The 16,271-nt window shown below is 67.3% G+C and carries 15 protein-coding genes; 2 read left to right on the top strand and 13 right to left on the bottom strand.

All coding sequences use genetic code 11. The features are described from left to right. Positions 1-74: 74 nt before the first annotated feature. The 7 genes from VG502_RS01310 to VG502_RS01280 form a co-directional block, all read right to left on the bottom strand. Positions 75-908 carry a carbohydrate ABC transporter permease gene (locus tag VG502_RS01310; protein ID WP_325547959.1) on the bottom strand — a complete coding sequence of 278 codons (834 nt, stop codon included), beginning with the start codon at positions 906-908 and terminating at the stop codon, positions 75-77. Next, positions 905-1,864 (bottom strand): carbohydrate ABC transporter permease, encoded by a 960-nt coding sequence (locus VG502_RS01305; RefSeq protein WP_325547957.1) that lies wholly within the window; start codon positions 1,862-1,864, stop codon positions 905-907. Before VG502_RS01305 ends, VG502_RS01310 begins: the two co-directional genes overlap by 4 nt. Next, positions 1,857-3,158, bottom strand: a complete 1,302-nt coding sequence (locus tag VG502_RS01300; protein WP_325547956.1) for an ABC transporter substrate-binding protein — start codon at positions 3,156-3,158, stop codon at positions 1,857-1,859. The genes VG502_RS01305 and VG502_RS01300 overlap by 8 nt, the downstream gene beginning before the upstream one ends. A gap of 47 nt (positions 3,159-3,205) precedes the next feature. Further along, positions 3,206-6,772, bottom strand: coding sequence for a DNA polymerase III subunit alpha (dnaE, locus tag VG502_RS01295; protein WP_325547955.1), 3,567 nt, complete (start codon positions 6,770-6,772; stop codon positions 3,206-3,208). Positions 6,773-7,040: 268 nt separating this feature from the next. Beyond that, entirely contained in the window at positions 7,041-7,973 is a 933-nt protein-coding gene (locus VG502_RS01290) for an RluA family pseudouridine synthase (protein ID WP_325547953.1), read from the bottom strand. After that, positions 7,966-8,574, bottom strand: a complete 609-nt coding sequence (gene lspA / locus VG502_RS01285; protein ID WP_325547952.1) for a signal peptidase II — start codon at positions 8,572-8,574, stop codon at positions 7,966-7,968. Before lspA ends, VG502_RS01290 begins: the two co-directional genes overlap by 8 nt. Beyond that, positions 8,538-8,981, bottom strand: a complete 444-nt coding sequence (locus VG502_RS01280; protein ID WP_325547951.1) for a TraR/DksA family transcriptional regulator — start codon at positions 8,979-8,981, stop codon at positions 8,538-8,540. The genes lspA and VG502_RS01280 overlap by 37 nt, the downstream gene beginning before the upstream one ends. Between VG502_RS01280 and VG502_RS01275 the strand changes: the two genes are divergently transcribed. Then, complete coding sequence (locus tag VG502_RS01275; protein ID WP_325547949.1) at positions 8,965-9,603, top strand: hypothetical protein; 639 nt, start codon at positions 8,965-8,967, stop codon at positions 9,601-9,603. The genes VG502_RS01280 and VG502_RS01275 overlap by 17 nt on opposite strands. 260 nt (positions 9,604-9,863) lie before the next feature. Here the strand turns inward: VG502_RS01275 and VG502_RS01270 are convergent, their stop codons facing one another. The 6 genes from VG502_RS01270 to ftsZ form a co-directional block, all read right to left on the bottom strand. Next, complete coding sequence (locus VG502_RS01270; RefSeq protein WP_325547947.1) at positions 9,864-11,042, bottom strand: DivIVA domain-containing protein; 1,179 nt, start codon at positions 11,040-11,042, stop codon at positions 9,864-9,866. 91 nt (positions 11,043-11,133) lie between these two features. Then, a complete protein-coding gene (locus tag VG502_RS01265; RefSeq protein ID WP_325547945.1) occupies positions 11,134-11,412 on the bottom strand; it encodes a YggT family protein in 279 nt (92 codons plus the stop codon). Positions 11,413-11,483: 71 nt separating this feature from the next. Further along, a complete protein-coding gene (locus VG502_RS01260) occupies positions 11,484-11,987 on the bottom strand; it encodes a cell division protein SepF (RefSeq protein WP_325547943.1) in 504 nt (167 codons plus the stop codon). A gap of 64 nt (positions 11,988-12,051) precedes the next feature. After that, positions 12,052-12,762 carry a YggS family pyridoxal phosphate-dependent enzyme gene (locus tag VG502_RS01255; protein WP_325547941.1) on the bottom strand — a complete coding sequence of 237 codons (711 nt, stop codon included), beginning with the start codon at positions 12,760-12,762 and terminating at the stop codon, positions 12,052-12,054. After that, entirely contained in the window at positions 12,755-13,495 is a 741-nt protein-coding gene (pgeF, locus tag VG502_RS01250; protein ID WP_325547939.1) for a peptidoglycan editing factor PgeF, read from the bottom strand. Before pgeF ends, VG502_RS01255 begins: the two co-directional genes overlap by 8 nt. Before the next feature lie 80 nt (positions 13,496-13,575). Further along, the gene (ftsZ, locus tag VG502_RS01245; RefSeq protein WP_325547937.1) at positions 13,576-14,937 is read right to left on the bottom strand and encodes a cell division protein FtsZ; all 1,362 of its coding nucleotides are present in this window, start codon (positions 14,935-14,937) and stop codon (positions 13,576-13,578) included. Positions 14,938-15,264: 327 nt separating this feature from the next. Between ftsZ and VG502_RS01240 the strand changes: the two genes are divergently transcribed. Next, a complete protein-coding gene (locus VG502_RS01240; RefSeq protein ID WP_325547935.1) occupies positions 15,265-16,236 on the top strand; it encodes a TlpA family protein disulfide reductase in 972 nt (323 codons plus the stop codon). Positions 16,237-16,271 lie beyond the last annotated feature (35 nt).

Below are 16,271 nucleotides of genomic sequence, written 5' to 3'. Positions count from 1 at the left end.
ACAGGCGATGCGGGCCGAATTCGGCCCGAATCGCCTGTCCTCTCGATGTTTGTGTGTCCTCTCGGCAAGGAGGGCTATTCGTTGATGCCGGTCTGTTCCACGCCGGCGACGATCCAGCGCTGCAGGAAGAGGAACATCACGAGCAGCGGCACCATCGACACCAGCGCGGCGGTGAACATGCCGGACAGGTCGACCGACTGCGCCGTGATGTATGTCGACAGCGACACCTGCACGGTCCACGCCGACTGGTCCTGGCCGATGACCAGCGGCCACAGGAACGAGTTCCAGCTGCCGATGAACGTGATGGTGGCGATCGCGGCGGTGAAGCCCCACGAGTTGGGCACCACGATCGACAGGAAGGTCCGCATCGGGCCGGCGCCGTCGATCCGCGCGGCCTCCTCCAACTCCTTGGGGAAGCCGAGGAAGTACTGCCGGAAGAGGAATGTCGCGAGCGACTGGAAGAGCCCCGGGATGATCAGGCCGCGCAACGTCGACACCCAGCCGAGCGAGGACACCATCACGAAGGACGGGACGAACGTCACCGCCGCGGGGATCAGCAACGTCGCCACGATCAGGTAGAACACCGCGTTCGCGTAACGCACGGTCGAGCGTGCGAGGCCGTAGCCCGCCATACCCGAGATGACCAGGACCAGCACGGTCTGCGTGACCGCCATGGCCAGCGAATTGAACATGCTGCGGGCGAGCGGCACCGTCGAATTGTTGAACGTGTCAGCGAAATTGGACCACTGCGGACTCCCCGGGAACCACGTCCAGTGATCGATGCCGACCAACTGTTGCTCGGTCGACAGGGCACCGCGCAGCAGCAGGTAGAACGGCACCAGGAAGATCAGGGCGGCCACGGACAGCACGACATAGCGCGCGGCGCGGGCACTCAACGCGCCGTTCATCGTTCCCGCCTCCCGATGCCGGTGAACCGGCCCTGCAGCAGCGCGAAGATCGCGATGATCAGCGTGAGGATGACGGCACCGGCGCTGCCGTCACCGAAGTCCTGGCCGTTGCCGAGTGCCACGTTGAACAAATAGACCAACGGCGGCCGGGCGTACGGCGGGTAACCGCCCGTCGTCGACAGGACGTTGTAGAACTCGTCGAACGCCTGAAAAGCATTGACCAGCAACAGCATCAGCACCGCCGTCGAGGTCGCACGCAACTGCGGGAAGGTGATGTAGCGGAACGCCTTCCATCCGGTGGCACCATCGAGCGCGGCCGCTTCGTAGAGCTGCTGTGGCACCCGTTGCAGTGCGGCGAGGAAGAGCACCATGAAGAAGCCGACCTGCAGCCAGAGTCGGACGGTGACCAGCACCAGCCAGTACCACGGCGGATGCACCACCGACAGCCACGCGATCGGCGCACCGCCGACCCAGCCCAGCACGGTGTTGACCATCCCGGCGGCGGTGCCGCCGAAGAGTGAATGCCGCCAGATCATCGCCGCGACGACGTAGCTGCAGGCTGTCGGCAGGAAGAACACCGACCGGAAGAACGCCTTGCCGCGGCGCACGCCATTGACGAGCACCGCGAGGCCGAGCGACAGCACGAACGTCGTCGGCACGATGAACACCGCGAAGAGGACGAAGGTGACCAGACTGGACCGGAACGCCGAGTCGCCCAGCATCCGCCGGTAGTTGTCGAATCCGACGAAATGGGTTGGTGTCACTGTGTTTCGGGCGTCGTAGAAGCTCAGCCACACACTCCACAGGATGGGTATGACGACGAAGACCAGCAGTCCCGCGACGAACGGACCGACGAAGATCCAGAACCACAGGTGCGGGCTGTCGGTCCACTTGCGGCGCGGACTCGCCGGCCGCGCCGGCGCGGAGCCGGCACGCTCGACGGCCTGTTCAGCCACCGATCCGCTTCAGCTCCGCCGTCACCGTCTTCTCCACCGCGGCGAGGCTCGACGTCGCGTTGGCACCGGAGCGGACGATCTTGTCGACCGCGTCGGTCATCGCGGTCGCCGACTTCGGCGACCACAGCAACGGCGTCTGCGGGTGGCCGTAGGTCTTGAGGTAGCCGGCCGCGGTCTTGGCTTCACCCGACTGCAGCTTGGTGGCCTTGCCGATCAGGCTCGTGCGCGAGGGCACGTGGAAGCCGTAGCTCTGCGCGAAGTCGAGCTGGTCGGCGGTCTGATCGACCCAGAGCCACTTCACGAACGCCTTGGCGGCCTCGACGTCCTTGGCCTTGGCGCTCACGCACGACGCGTAGGCACCGACGGGCACCGACGGCTTCCCGGACGAGCCGATCGCCGGGAACGGCAGCACGCCGAAGTCGTCGCCCAGCTTGTCCTTGAGCATCGGGAAGTTCCAGAGGCCGGTCCACTGAATCGCGGTGAGACCACTGGTGATTGCGCCCGGGTCGGACCAGTCGGTCGGCGCACCGAGCAGCAGGTGCCCGGACGTGAAGAGGTCGTGGAACTTGCTGAGCGCCCCGGCCACGTCGGCGTTGGCGAAGTCCGGCTTGCCGTCTTTGAGGTAGTCGTGACCGCTGCTCCACAGCACCGGTCCGGCCAGGATCCCGGCGCCACCGTCGTTGCCGAGGAAGAGTCCCTTCACCTTGCCCGTGGTGAGCTTCGCCGCAGCGGCGACCAGGTCGTCGAGCGTCTCCGGCGGCTTGACGCCGGCCTTCTTCAGCATCGACTTGCGATAGACGAACAGCTGCATGTCGACGACCTGCGGGACGCCGTAGATCTTGCCCTTCCACGTCATATGCTCCAGCAGGGACGGCGTGAAGTCGTCCTTGGCGTCGCCGAAGACGTCGGTCAGGTCGACCACCTGCTTGCCGGTGATCATGTCGATCGTCGGGCCGTTGCCGTATTCGAAGACGTCCGGCCCCGACGTGGTCAGCAGCGCCGCCGCGGACTTCTGGTCGTAGTTGCCCGGGATCCACTGGACGTTGACCTTGGCCTTCTTGTATGCCGCGGCGTAGCGCTTGACGGCCTGCTCGGTGCCCTGCTCGCCGTACTGGTGGTACCACTGCGAGATCGCTCCCCCGCCGCCACCACTGCCGCCGCTCGTGCCACCCCCGCTGGAGCCGGACGAGCGACCGGTGTTGCCACCGCACGCCGCCAGCGCGCCCGAGACCAGGATCCCGCCACCGGCGGCCAGCAGTTGACGCCGTGACGGCGTACCCGAATAACGCTTCATGATCGAAAACATACCGTTCCGAAGGGTATTCCGGCCGGAAGGAGCGCCTAGCCGACGAGACAGGACGGCCCGAGCAGCGCCTTGAGGTCGCCGAACAGCGCGGGCGACGCGGTGACCCGCAGGCCGTCCTCGAGGCGAACGGTCACCGAACGACCGGGCTGGGTCAGCTTCAGGTGCACCTCGGTCGCGCCGGGGTGCTCGCCGAGGACGCCCTTGAGCCGGTGCGCGAGGCCGTTGTTGGCGCGCACCAGCGGCAGCGTCAGCACGACCGGTCCGCGCACGTCACCCTTGAGCTCCGGGATCGTCAGCTCCTGCGCGGACAGCGAGATCGTGTCATCGCGCTCGAGCACCCGGCCCTTGACGACGCACACCGTGTCGGGACTGAGCATCGTCGAGACCGTCATGTAGGTCTTGGCGAAGAACAGCACCTCCACGCTGCCCTCGAGGTCCTCGACGGTCGCGATCGCCCACAGCTCACCGCGCTTGTTGCGCTTGAGCTGCAACCCGGTGATCAGACCCGCGATGGTGATCATCGAGCCCTCCTTGGGCGCGTCGTCACCGTGCAGCTTGGCGATCGAGACGTCGGCGTGCTGCGCGAGCATGTGCTCGATGCCGAAGAGCGGGTGGTCGGAGACGTAGAGCCCGAGCATGTCCCGCTCGAACGCCAGCTTGGTCTGCTTGTCCCACTCCATGTCAGGGATCGGCGGCAGCGCGGCCAGGCTCACACCCTCGTCGTCGCCGAAGCCGGCGAAGAGGCTCTCCTGACCCTGCTCACTCTTCTTGGCCTCGTCGGCGAGCGAGTCGACATACGTCTCGTGTATGGCGACAAGGCCCTGCCGGGTGTGCTCGAGATCGTCGAAAGCGCCTGCCTTGATGAGGGATTCGACCGTGCGCTTGTTGCAGACCGCGGTGCCGCCCTTGCGCAGGAAGTCGTCGAACGAGGAGAACTTGCCCTTCGACTCACGCGCCCGGACCGTCGCGTCGACGACGTTGGCACCGACGTTGCGGACCGCACCCAGGCCGAAGCGGATGTCCTTGCCGACGGCGGTGAAGTCGTGCGACGACTCGTTGACCGACGGCGGCAGCACCTGGATGCCCTGCTTGCGCGTGTCGGCCAGGTAGATCGCCATCTTGGTCTTGTCGTCACCGACCGAGGTCAGCAGTGCGGCGGCGTATTCGGCCGGGTAGTTGGCCTTGAGGTATGCCGTCCAGTAGCTCACCAGTCCGTAACCGGCGGTGTGCGACTTGTTGAACGCGTAACCGGAGAACGGCAGCATGACGTCCCACAGCGCCTGGGTCGCCTCCGGGGAGAAGCCGTTCTTGATCATGCCGGCGGAGAAGTTGTCCCACTCCTTGGCCAGCACCTCCGGCTTCTTCTTACCCATGGCGCGGCGCAGCAGGTCGGCGCCACCCAGGGTGTAACCCGCGAGCTCGCGGGCGATCGCCATGATCTGCTCCTGGTAGACCAGCAGGTGGTAGGTGGTGCCGAGGATCGGGTCGAGCGCTTCCTTCAGCTCCGGGTGGATCGGGGTGATCTCCTGCCGGCCGTTCTTGCGCTCGGCGTAGTTGACGTGCGCGTTGGCGGCCATCGGACCCGGCCGGTAGAGCGCGAGCACGGCCGCGATGTCCTCGAATCGGGTCGGCACCATCAGCCGCAGGAGGCTGCGCATCGCGCCGCCGTCGAGCTGGAAGACACCCAGGGTCTCGCCGCTGGCGAGCAGCTTGTAGGTCTTCTCGTCGTCGAGCGGAATGCCCTCGGTGGTGACGGTCTCGCCACGGTTGCTCTCGATGTTCTTCAGGGCGTGATCGATGATGCCGAGGTTGCGCAACCCCAGGAAGTCCATCTTGATCAGGCCCATGTCCTCGCACTGCGGGTACGAGAAGCCGGTGATGATCGTGCCGTCCTTGTCCCGGCGGTGCATCGGGATCAGGTCCAGCAGCGGCGCGGACGAGAGGATGACGGCGGCCGCGTGCACACCGGTGCCGCGGATCTTGCCCTCCAGGCCCCGGGCGGTGTCGAAGACCTTCTTCACCTCGGGCTGGGCGGCGATCATCGCGCGGAAGTCGACGCCCTCGGCATACCGGGGGTGCTTCTCGTCGTAGGTGGCTGCCAGCGGCACACCCTTGCCCTGGACATCCGGTGGCATCGCCTTGGAGATCTGGTCCCCGAGGCTGAACGGGAAGCCCAGGATGCGGTTGGCGTCCTTGATCGCGGCCTTCGCCTTGATGGTGGAGAAGGTGTTGACCTGCGCGGTGTATTCGGCGCCGTACTTGGCGGTGACGTATTGCACCATCTTGTCGCGCTGGCGGTCGTCGAAGTCGAGGTCGACGTCCGGCGGGTTGATGCGCTCGGGGTTGAGGAACCGCTCGAACAGCAACTGGTGCTCCAGCGGGTCGAGCTCGGTGATGCGGGTCAGGTAGGCGACCATCGAGCCGGTCGCCGAGCCACGACCGGGGCCGACCGGCACGCCGTTGTCGCGCGCGTACTTACAGATGTCGGCGACGACGAGGAAGTATGACGAGAAGCCCATCGGCTCGATGACCTTCATCTCGGTCTCGATCCGGTCGAGCACCTCCTGGCTCGGCTTGCCGTCGTAGCGCTCCTGCAGGCCGACCTGGATCTGCTCGCGCAGGAACGACGCCTGGGTCTGACCCTCCGGGACGTCCGGGAACTGCGGCATCCGGTCGACATACTCGAAGACCTCGCTGTAGTCGCCGATCATCTCGGCGACCCGCATGGTGTTGTCGCACGCCTCGGGCAGCTCGCGGAACAGCTCGCGCATCTCGTCGGCGGACTTCAGGTAGTAGCCGCTGCCGTTGAACTTGAACCGGCCCGGGTCGTCCTTGTTCTTGCCGACGCCGATGCACAGCAGGTCGTCGTGGCTGTCGGCCTGGTCCTCGGTGACGTAGTGGCTGTCGTTGGTGGCCAGCAGCGGTATGCCGAGCTTCTTGGCGATGTCCAGCAGACCGGACCGCACGGACCGCTCGATGTCGAGGCCGTGGTCCATCAGCTCCAGGAAGTAGTTCTCCTTGCCGAAGATGTCCTGGTATGCCGCCGCCGCCTCGACGGCCTCGTCGAACTGCCCGAGCCGCAGTCGGGTCTGCACCTCACCGGACGGGCAGCCGGTCGTGGCGATGATGCCCTTGCCGTGCTCGGCCAGCAGCTCGCGGTCCATGCGGGGCTTCATGTAGTAGCCCTCGAAGCTGGCCAGCGAGCTGAGCTTGAAGAGGTTGCGCAGGCCCGGGGCGTCCTTGGCCCACATCGTCATGTGGGTGTAGCGCCCGCCGCCCGAGACGTCCTTGCCGCCCTCGCCGTCGACGTTGGCGTCGCGCTTTCCGCCCGGCGCCCAGAACTCCTGCTTGCGCGAATGGCGGGTGCTGGGAGCGACGTAGGCCTCGATGCCGATGATCGGCTTGACCGGGGATCCCTTTGCGGCGCCGAAGAATTCGTAGGCTCCGAACATGTTGCCGTGATCGCTCATCGCGATCGCCGGCATGCCGAGTCGCTCCACCTCCTCGAACATTCGCCCGACGTTTGCGGCGCCGTCGAGCATGGAGTATTCGGTGTGCACATGCAGGTGCACGAAGTCTGCGGAGGCGGCGGGATCGGACATCGCGATGAGTCTAAGTCCGGGGTCGGACAGGTCGGTCAGGGCACGCGGATCTGTGACGGATGAGGCTGGTGGTATGGCGGGCTCCGTCTCGGCATACGCTCGCCCACACCTCTACCGGCAACCGTTGTCAGTTAGGAACGGGTTTCCAGCCAATCAGCGTGCGCAACCAGCAACCGTTGCCACTTACGAACGGGTTTCCAGCCAATCAGCGTGCGCAACCGGCAACCGTTGTCAGTTAGGAACGGGCTCCGCCACCGACGCGGCTCACTCAGCCGTTGCGGGCGATCTCCAGGGCGCGCTCGAGGTCGGCCGGATAGGGGCTGGCGAAGGTGACCCACTCCCCCGAACCGGGGTGCGTGAAGCCGAGCTCGGTGGCGTGCAACCACTGCCGCGACAGGCCGAGCCGCTTGGCGACGGTCGGGTCCGAACCGTAGAGCGGATCACCGACCAGCGGGCGGTGCAGCGCGGAGAAGTGCACCCGGATCTGATGGGTGCGGCCGGTCTCCAGATGGATCGTCAGCAGGCTCATCGACCGGAACGCCTCGAGCAGCTCGTAGTGCGTCACGCTGTGCCGGCCGGTCTGCATCACCGCGAACTTGTAGTCGTGCCCCGGGTGCCGGCCGATCGGCGCCTCGATGGTGCCGACCACCGGGTCGGGCAGGCCCTGGACGAGGGCGTGGTAGGTCTTGTCGACGGAGCGGTCGCGGAAGGCCTGCTTGAGCACCGTGTAGGCGCGTTCGCTCTTGGCCACCACCATCAGGCCACTCGTGCCGACGTCGAGGCGCTGCACGATGCCCTGCCGCTCGGCGGCACCCGAGGTCGAGATGCGGTAGCCGGCCGCGGCCAGCCCGCTCACGACGTCCGGGCCGTTCCAGCCGACGCTGGGGTGCGCGGCGACCCCGGCGGGCTTGTCGATCACGACGATCTCGGTGTCGTCGTGCACGATCCGCAGGCCCTCGACGGCCTGTGGCCTCACCTCGGCGACCCGCGGGCCGACGCGCTCCGGCATACGGACCTCGAGCCACTGGCCGGCGCTCACCCGATCGGACTTACCGACGACCTTGCCGTCGACCGTCACCTCGCCGTCGGCGGCCAGCTGGGCCGCCTGGGTACGCGAGAAGCCGAGGACCCGGGCGAGCGCGGTGTCCACCCGCTCACCCTCGAGCCCATCGGGTATGCCGAGGGCCTTCACCTCACTCATCGGTCTCGTCGCCCTTCGCCTGGTCCGTGGACGCACGCCGGCCGTCGATGCCGATCCCGAGGAACGCCAGCAGCGCGATCAGGCACGCGGCGGTCACGACGCAACAGTCCGCGACATTGAAGATCGGCCAGTGCGGCAACTCCAGGAAGTCGACCACGTGACCCTTGCCGCCGCCGGGAGCGCGCACGAAGCGGTCGGTGAGATTGCCCAGCGCGCCGCCGATCAGCAGGCCGAGCGCGCACGCCCAGGGCCTGCTGCGCAACCGGCGAGCGATGAAGATCGTCACCACGATGACGACGGCCGCGACGATGGTCAGCACCCAGGTCGCGTTCGTCGCGATCGAGAAGGCCGCACCCGGATTGTGCGTCAGCCGCAGCTGCAGCACGCTGCCGACGAGTTGTTTCGGCTGCGCCGGGTCCAGGGAGTTCGACGCCCAGGCCTTGGTCGCCTGGTCGAGACCGTAACCAACGACGGCGACGCCCACCAGCAGTGCGATCAGCTGGGCGGAAGGGCGCTTCTGTGTCGTCGGTGCGGGGTCGTGCGCGTCGGCGGATTTCTCGGAGGTCAGCGCCGCTCCTGCTGTGCCTTGCACGTCAGGCACAGCGTCGCCCTCGGGAATGCCTGCAGCCGAAGCTTGCCGATCGCGTTGCCACAATTTTCACAAACTCCGTAGGTGCCGTCGTCGATGCGTTCGAGCGCATGCACCGATTGTTCCAGCAGGTCCCGAGAGTTCTGCGCGAGGGAGTACTCGTGCTCGCGCTCGAAGGTCTTCGCGCCCGCATCGGCCTCGTCGTCACCGGCTCCGTCGCCGCTGTCCTTGATCAGACCCGCGATGTCGTTCTCGAAGCCGTTGAGCTCGGTTGTCAGGCGCTCGACGTCACCCTCGAGCTCGGCGCGCACATCGGCGAGTTCCTCGGGCGTCCAAGGGGATTCGTCGTCGCGGACCTTGAGCTTGCGAGGGGTCGCGGGCTTATTGGCAGTGGTGGTTTTCGTGGCGGCCTTCTTCATCGGTGCCGCCTTCGTGGCGGCGGCGGTCGTCTTCGGGGTCTTGCTACGGGTTGCCGTCGTCTTCTTGGCCACCCGGGTCGTGGGGGCCGCTGCCTGCTTCGCGGGCGCGGCCGATTTCTTGGCTGGTGCGGATTTCTTGGCGGCAGTCTTCTTCGCCGGCGCCTTCTTCGCGACCGGTTTCTTCGCGGCTGTCTTCGTCGCCGGTGCCGCCTTGCTGGGGGTCGTTTTCTTCGCGGGCGCCTTGGCCGCCGCTCTGGTGGCCGTTGCCTTCTTCGTCGTCGCCTTCGTGGCGGCGGTCTTCTTCGCCGGGGCCTTCTTCGCGGTCCTGGCGGCTGCCTTCTTCGCAGTGGTCCTGGACGAGTCGTCGCCGCGCCCCGCTGCCTTGGCGACGACCCCGGTGGCCTTGCGCAAAGCGGCAGTCACCCGGGAGCGGCTCCGTCCGGAGGACGCAGTGGCGGACGCAGAACTGGACGAGCCGGAGGCCGTCTTCTTGGCTGGCATCGCATACCTTCCTGTCGCAGCAGACCGGTTCATCCGATGGATGCGCCGGGCTCCTGCCCCCGATGTGACTGCGGGCAGGATAAGCGACACACAGCCGACATACAACGAATTTGGCCCTTGACGTCACGACCCGCGAATACCGCAGGTCAACGCAAGCTCCCACTCCGGTATGCCCGACCACCGAACGAAGGCAGGTGTCCGACGACGAAGCCGCCGGACACGGGTGCCTCACCCTAACGGATCGGCAGCCGTGGAGGCTTGTTCTGCGTTGGCGTTGCGAGTCGCAAGCTCCTCGTAACGCCAACGCATCCCAAGCTTCCCGTGCCTGTCCAGGATGAGCTCCGTGTCCGGCGGCTCGTGGTACGGCGTGTCAGGCCGTGATCAGCTCTTGGTCTTCGGCTTGTCGTCGACCGCGGTGTGATCCAGCTGCGTGAGGTGATCCTCGATGTAGCCGCGCAGCTTGTTGCGGTAGTCGCCCTCGAAGGAACGCAGCTGCTCGATGTGGCTGCTGACCTTCTCGCGCTCGGAGTTGAGCTCGCCCAGGATGCGGTTCTTGCGGTCCTCGGCCTCGCGCACCATCTTCTCCGACTTCTCGGTGCCGGTGCGGACCAGCTCGTCGTGCTTGCTCTGCCCGGTCGACAGCAGCTCGTCATGACGGCTCTGTGCCGAGCTGATCAGCTCGTCGTGCTTGATGTGTGCGGAACCGATCAGCTCGTCACGCTTGGCGTTGGCCTCACCGATGACCTTGTCGTGGTGCGCCTGCGCCTCGGTGACCAGGCGGTCACGCTTGGTGTTGGCCTCACCGATGACCTTGTCGTGGTGCGCCTGCGCGTCGCTGATCAGGCGGTCGCGCTTGGTCTCGCCCTCGTGCACGTGCTCGTCGTGCAACCGCTGCGCCAGCGCGATGACGCCGGCGGCGCCCTCGGTGGAGGCGATCGCGGCAACGTCGGAGTTGTTGGCGGGCTTCAGCTCGCCCGGCTTGGTCTGGGCCTGCTGGTTGCCGGTGCTCGCCGCAGCAGCCTGCTGCTCGCTCAGCCGCGCCTGGTGCTGCTCCTGCAGCTGTGCCTGCTCCTTCTTGGCAGCAGCCAGTGCGCTCTGCGCCTGGTCGAGCTCTGCCTTGGTGCGGGTCAACTCGTCCTTGGCGGACTTGAGGTTGGCCTGCGTGGTCCGCAGCTCACCCTGCGCGGCCTTCAGCTCGCCCTGGGCCTTCTCCAACTCGGCCTTGGCAGCCTTGGCGGCCTCGGCGTCCTTGGCGCTGGGGACCACCTGGGTCTTGTCCGCGTCATCGTTGCGCCGGTTGACCGGCGTGAGTGCCGGCACCGCCGCGGCCCGGGACGAGCCCTGACCGGAATCGGCTTCGCTGCGACCGGGAACGCCCTTGGAACGACGGCAGTCCTCGAGCTTGCCGGTGATGTCCTCGTTCTCAGCGTTCAGCCGACGCAGCTCGACCACGATCTCGTCGAGGAAGTCGTCCACCTGGATCTCGTCGTAACCGCTACGACCGAACCCCTTGGGCTTGGTGAACTCCTTCTTGACCACATCTTCTGGCGTCAACGCCATATGTGCACCTCAGTCAGTACATCAGGACGGAGAGCATGCATGTCCAGGAGGACACGCGGCGCTCGCCGCAACAATCGGATAAATATCGTGCTCACTTTATGATACTGAGCAGCAAAGAGACAGCCAGGATCAAAATCAGGAACGCCAGGTCCAGGCGAACCTGCCCCAATCGCAGGGGCGGAACGACCTTGCGCAACGCCTTCAGCGGCGGATCCGTTGTGCTGTAAATGGTTTCGGCGACGACGAGCACAGGGCCACGCGGCCGCCAGCTCCGGGCGAAGACCTGCACCCAGTCCAGCACCAGCCGCCCCAGCAGCAGGATGAAGAAGACGTAGAGCAGCAGCGAGACCACGGTGAGGACGGCTGACATGACTCAATTGTGCGTCATCAACGAGCTGGGACCGACCACCAGCCCGTGAGCGGACGCCGTGGGAGCGTCGATCAGCTCTGGTTGAACAGGCCGCGGCCGGTGGGGCGCGCCGCTTCGGGGCCGCTCGTGGCGACCTCGATGCCGTGCGGCGACAGGAGGAAGACCTTGCTCGTGACGCGCTCGATCGTGCCGTGCAGCCCGAACACCAGACCGGCGGCGAAGTCGACCAGGCGCTTGGCGTCGGTGTCGTCCATGTCGGAGAGGTTCATGATGACCGGGACGCCGCTGCGGAAGCTCTCGCCGATCTCCTTCGCCTCGTTGTAGGTCCGCGGGTGGATCGTGTTGATGCGGCTCATGTCGCCGGCCTCCTGCCGATGCTGTGCCGGGGCAGCCGGCGAGGTGTGCAACTGGGTGACCGGCGCCGGCTCGCGGTGGGTCTCCTCAACGGGGTATCCGCTGTCCTGCGCCTCGTCGTACTCCTCGGACCATTCACCGGTGTAATCATCGTCACGGTAGTGCGGGTCGGCCTCGGCCAAGCCGAGATATTCCATCGTCGCGCGCAGCTTGCCAGCCATGAATTGCACTCCTTCTCACCGCGAGGGGCCAACCTCTGAGGCGTTTCGTCGGTCGCGGACGACGCTACCGGGGAGTGGGCCGAGAACCGAGGATTGCGCTACCGACACGCAGGTGTGTCGCGCCGGCCGCCACGGCCTGCTCCAGGTCGCCGCTCATGCCGGCGGACAACCATCGGGCGTCCGGATGATCGCCGCGTATGACGTCCGCCACACTCGCCAGCCGATCGAAGGCCTCGGCCGGATCGGCGTCCAGCGGCGCCACGGCCATCACGCCACGCAGCCGGAGCGCACGGCAGCCGGCGACCTCGTCCGCGAGGGCCCGCGCGGCGTCCGGGGCAACCCCGCCGCGACCGGTCGCACCGGACAGGTCGACCTGGACGAGCACCTCGAGCGTGCGGTCGCGTGCGGCGGCCGCCTTGTCGAGAGCACGGGCGATCTTGGCGCGATCCACCGACTGCACGACGTCGGCGTAGCGCACGACGTGGGCGGCCTTGTTGGACTGCAGCTGACCGATGAAGTGCACCGTGAGATCACCACGGATCTCGGCGGGCAGTTCGTCGAACTTCGCGCCGGCCTCCTGGTCGCGGTTCTCCCCCATGTCGGTCACTCCGAGCGCGGCGAGGTGCTCCACGTCGGAGGCCGGGAAGAACTTGGTGACCGCGATCAGCGTGACATCGTCGCGGGCGCGGCCGGCGGCGGCGCAGGCACGGTCGATGCGGGCATGCACCCGGGCGAGACTCGCCGCGAGCTGGTCGCGACGGTTGACGTCATACATCGGCGCCTCGTTGGACGATGACTCCGGCGAATCGCCCGGACCGGTGGTCGCGCCGGTGGGAGAAGAGCCGATCCGACTCCCGGGTGCAACCCGGCACCCATGTGGTGTCGACGCCGCGCGCATGCAGTTGCGCGACGACACCGCCCGCGACATCGATCGCAGGGGTGCCGGTCCAGCTCACAGTGCGGCTCTCCGGGGTGATCGCGGCCGCCTCCTCGCGCAGCTCGAGCGGAACTTCGTAACAGCGGCCACAGACCGAAGGCCCAATGATCGCAACGGGATTCGTCGCTCCGTGCTCGCTCATCCGGTCGAGGGCGCGGTCGACGATGCGCGCCATCATGCCCGGGCGTCCCGCGTGAACGGCGCCGATGACGCCTGCGGCCGGGTCGGCCAGCAGCACCGGCGTGCAGTCGGCCACGAGTACGGCGAGGGCGACACCGGACGAGGAGGTGACGATGCCATCGCCCTCGGGATCACGGTGGCCGTCCTCGAGCGAGACGACGCGGTCGCTGTGCGTCTGGCGCATGAAGACCAGGTCCTCCGGCGAGACGTCCACGGCAGCGGCCACGGCACCACGGTTGCGCACGACGTTCGACGGGTCGTCGCCGACATTGCCACCGAGATTGAGCGACGCGATCGGACCCGCGGGACTGACCCCGCCGGCAGTGTCGGTGAAGCCCACATCGACGACGCGGCCACCGGGGCCGGTCAGCTGATCACGCCACCACCACATCGTCGGACCTGACTACGCCCGCTGGCGGGTTGAGTGGGGCGCGAGCGAAGCGGTGGGGCGTGCGGAAACCGGACGCCCGGTCACTTCAGGAAGTCGGGGACGTCGAGGTCCTGGCCGTCGTCGAAGGTGACCTCGCGCGGCGGGCGGTTGCTCGGGGTCTGCTTGACCTCACCCGGGTTGGCCGGCGGCTGCGCCTGCTCACCCTCGCCCTGCTGACCGCCCTGCGGCGCCGTGCCCTGCTTCGGCTGCTGACCGTTGCCGCCCTGGGGTGCGCCCTGCTGGCCACTCTGTTGGCCACTCTGCTGCGACTGGCCAGCCTGCGGCGCGGACTGCTGAGCAGCCGGCTGACCACTCTGCTGCGGGCCGCCCTGCTGGGCCTGGCCGGCGCCCTGCTGCTGCGCGGCCGGAGTCTGCTGCTGCGACTGCTCGCGCCGGGCGGGCGTCGGAGCACCCTGGATCTGACCGAGCGCACGCTCGTCGGTGCGCTTGTTGGGCGCCCCGCCCTCGAAGCCGGCAGCGATGACCGTGACACGCACCTCGTCGCCGAGAGCGTCGTCGATGACGGCACCGAAGATGATGTTGGCCTCCGGGTGGGCGGCCTCCTGGACCAGGCGCGCAGCCTCGTTGATCTCGAAGAGACCGAGGTCGCTGCCACCCTGGACGGACAGCAGCACGCCCTGCGCGCCGTCGATGCTGGCTTCGAGCAGTGGCGAGGAGATGGCGAACTCCGCGGCCTGCACGGCGCGGTCCTCGCCTCGGGCCGAGCCGATGCCCATGAGCGCGGAGCCGGCGCCCTGCATGACCGACTTGACGTCGGCGAAGTCGAGGTTGATCAGACCCGGGGTCGTGATCAGGTCGGTGATGCCCTGCACACCGGAGAGCAGCACCTGGTCGGCGCTGTGGAACGCGTCCAGCATCGACACGTTGCGGTCGCTGATCGACAGCAGCCGGTCGTTCGGGATGACGATGAGGGTGTCGACCTCTTCGCGCAGCGCGTTGATACCGAGGTCCGCCTGGTTGGCGCGACGGCGGCCCTCGAAGGTGAACGGTCGGGTGACGACACCGATGGTCAGTGCGCCGAGGCTCTTGGCGATCTTGGCCACGACCGGTGCGCCACCGGTGCCCGTTCCGCCGCCCTCACCGGCGGTGACGAAGACCATGTCGGCGCCCTTGAGGACTTCTTCGATGTCCTCGGCGTGGTCCTCGGCTGCCTTCTTGCCGACCTCCGGGTCGGCGCCGGCGCCGAGGCCGCGGGTCAGGTCGCGGCCGACCTCAAGCTTGACGTCAGCGTCACACATCAGAAGCGCCTGCGCGTCGGTGTTGATGGCGATGAACTCGACACCCTTCAGACCGACCTCGATCATCCGATTGATTGCGTTGACGCCACCGCCGCCGATGCCGACGACCTTGATGACGGCCAAGTAGTTCTGCGGAGTTGCCACGAGGAACGGCCTTTCCAGCGGTAGACGATGTGAGCAAGCAAGTATGCCGACTGCAAGCACCGCGCCGGAACGCGGCTGCCATACAGTCACCATGATGATGACGTTGATGGCGGCGCTGCCCTAATCGACACACCGTGTGGCGTCGACCGGCGTCTCACATACGCAGCATTCGCGGAATGCTACGCGTCATCCTGTGCGCGCGGCGAGTATCGACCTGTACTTGACGGTGAAATACGTCGCGGTCACCCGCAGGTGCGCACCAGCAGTGGGACGAATTCACATCCCGCTCATTAGGCTTCGTGACATGAACGGACTGGGAACGGAACGATGATCGACTGGATCGGCTCACTACTCACCTGGCTCGCAGCTGCTGTGCTTGTCACGAGCGGCGTGCTGAAGTTCGGGACCGCGGCGTCATTCCAGCTCACGCTCTCACAGTTCGGTCTTCCCCGGTGGACCTGGAAGGACGAGCGTTTCGCGCGGGCCTTCCCGTGGATCGAGCTGGTCCTCGGCCTGGGCGCCATACTCCTGCCCAGCCCGTGGCAGGTGGTCCCCTCCATCGGGATCCTCGCGCTCTTCATCGGTTTCCTCGTCCTGGTGATCCAGGTGAGTCGACGCCCGTCGACCGTCTCGTGCAACTGTTTCGGCGGCCTCGGCGACGACACGGTCGGCACGCGCACCATCGTGCGCAATGCCGTGCTCGTCGCGCTTGCCCTCGCCGCGGTCGCGGCGCACCGCTCCCCCGCATCGGTCGGGTCCGACCGCCTCGCCGGCTGGTGCTACCCGCTCCCCGCCCTACTCGCCCTGGCGGTCGCCGGGGCACTGGTCGTATGCCGCACGGTCGCCACCCGACGCCGTCGAGCGCACCTGGTCCGCACCCTCACCGTGCAGGACGTCGACGGCAACGAGATGCCGATCACCGAGTTCCAGGACCCGCCGACGTTCCTGGTCTTCTTCTCGTCAGGGTGCGGGAGTTGTCACTCCGTGGTGGAACATTTCCGCTGGTGGCCGAACCTGCTGAAGGACGGCTGGGACCTGCAACCCGTCTTCCTCGGTAGGCCGGAGGAATTCAGGAGCCAGGAGGCATTCGCACCGCTCGTCGAACACGCCTGGTATGCCGACCGTTCATTGGCCGGCGCGATGCAGGTCGCTGGGACGCCGGGTGTTGCCGCGGTCGACGCAGAGCACCCGCTCGGGCATCTGGCGACCAGCGGACATGGCGCGATCCAGGAGCTCGTACTGCGGACGGGCTGGCGCGACGAGCTGCCGAGCGAATCGGCCGATCAGACCGCCGGCTGACCGCCGCTCGCGCCGCGGGCCACCAGGACGGGCCA

Source organism: Flexivirga sp. (assembly GCF_035551235.1).
Classification (GTDB): Bacteria; Actinomycetota; Actinomycetes; order Actinomycetales; family Dermatophilaceae; genus Flexivirga.
This window is presented reverse-complemented; position numbering and strand designations above follow the sequence as displayed.